The organism is Selenomonas ruminantium subsp. ruminantium ATCC 12561 (genome assembly GCF_000424065.1).
Classification (GTDB): Bacteria; Bacillota; Negativicutes; order Selenomonadales; family Selenomonadaceae; genus Selenomonas_A; species Selenomonas_A ruminantium.
In genome coordinates, this window is the sequence record NZ_AUJE01000071.1 from 1 (window position 1) to 1,359 (window position 1,359).

Sequence of the window (1,359 nt, forward strand, 5' to 3'; positions counted from 1 at the left end):
TGGAACAGCGGATGGGCATCTGGATTGGCTTTTATCGCCTTGTCCAAAGTCTTGAATACCAATGGATTGTCGTTACGCTCACTAATGACAAAGGATACGATTCGTCTATCGTAAAGGTCAAGGATGGCACTCAGGTACAGTTTATGTACCACAGGCCCCTCATACCACTTGAATTCTGTGACATCGGTCAACCATTTCTCATTGGGCGTATCGGCATGAAATTTGCGGGAGAGGATGTTTTCTGCGATGTATTGAGGATTTTTCGCCCGTCTGGTGCAGCCATAGCTGCGGTACTTAATGGTGGATTTTATGCTTTTCTTCCGGCATATCCTAAGGATACGCTTGTCATTTACATGAATGCCGTGGTCGTGTCTTAGGTCATCATTTATGCGGCGATAGCCCTTGTCCGGGCGTTCATTGTGGATTTTTTCCACAAGTTCAGCAATGGCTATGTTTTCCTGAATCCTGTCGCCAGTTTTTCCAGAAGCCCATTTGTAATAGGCTGACCTCGATACATTCAGCAATCTACACAGTTCGTCAATGGGATAATCTTTTTCCTGATGGCAGTCCCGTATAGCCTTGTAGGAGCGAATACGTCTTACTTGTCCAAGAATTCCCCCCTCTCCAGTTCGTTCAATTTTTTTAAGAGGTCACGCTCCATCTCAGCCATATATAGCTGATGTTTCAATTTCTGGATTTCAATCTGGGCCTTTTCCAGCTCAGTGCGTGGCGTCTGGTCTTTCTTACGCTTGCCACGGCGGTCCTCAAGCCCGGATTCGCCGAGTTCTATGTAACGCAAAGTCCATGTCCGTACTTGTTGATAGCTGACCTTGTGTTTCTTGGCCATTTCACCGTAGTTCTTATCTGATGCCAGGCATTCCTGGACGATTTGCAGACGTTCTTCCTGTGTGGTGCTGCGTGCTTTGCTCATGTAGCTTCCGCCTCCTGAATATTTCATGGAGCTAAGGTCTCCATGAGCATTATACACCTTAATCCAGGTCTGAAGCTGGCATCTGGAACGAATTTTGTACTTCCGACAAATATCCAGCTGACCAGCCTTACCGTTTAAGTATTCTAGAACGGCCATTGTCTTGGTTTCTGGTGAATAAACTCTGTTACCGTTGTCCGTATAAAATCCGTCAACACCTTCTGCCTCGTAACGCTTAATCCACATTTGTACTGAGGATAATCTTACTCCTGTAGCTTTGCTAATATCACCTTGAGTAATTTCTCCGCGCAGATAAGCTCTTACATATTCTATTTTTTCTTCTATTGCTATTTTCTGGTGTTTGGGCATAGAAAACTCCCCCTATGATGACAGTTATATTTTTTACTGTCTCTCATAAGGGGAGCATATCA

Annotated in this window: 2 protein-coding genes; both read right to left on the reverse strand. The window is 44.8% G+C overall.

Translation table 11 applies throughout. The features are described from left to right. Nucleotides 1-524 (reverse strand): IS3 family transposase (locus tag G598_RS19570; protein WP_169534995.1); only part of this gene is annotated, 524 nt, incomplete at its 3' end. A gap of 74 nt (nucleotides 525-598) precedes the next feature. Beyond that, nucleotides 599-1,297 (reverse strand): helix-turn-helix domain-containing protein, encoded by a 699-nt coding sequence (locus G598_RS0114975; protein ID WP_026767595.1) that lies wholly within the window; start codon nucleotides 1,295-1,297, stop codon nucleotides 599-601. Nucleotides 1,298-1,359: the final 62 nt, after the last annotated feature.

Bases quoted from the DNA above. Each gene is read 5' to 3' on its own strand.
- G598_RS0114975 (WP_026767595.1), bottom strand. From the start codon at position 1,297: ATGCCCAAACACCAGAAAATAGCAATAGAAGAAAAAATAGAATATGTA.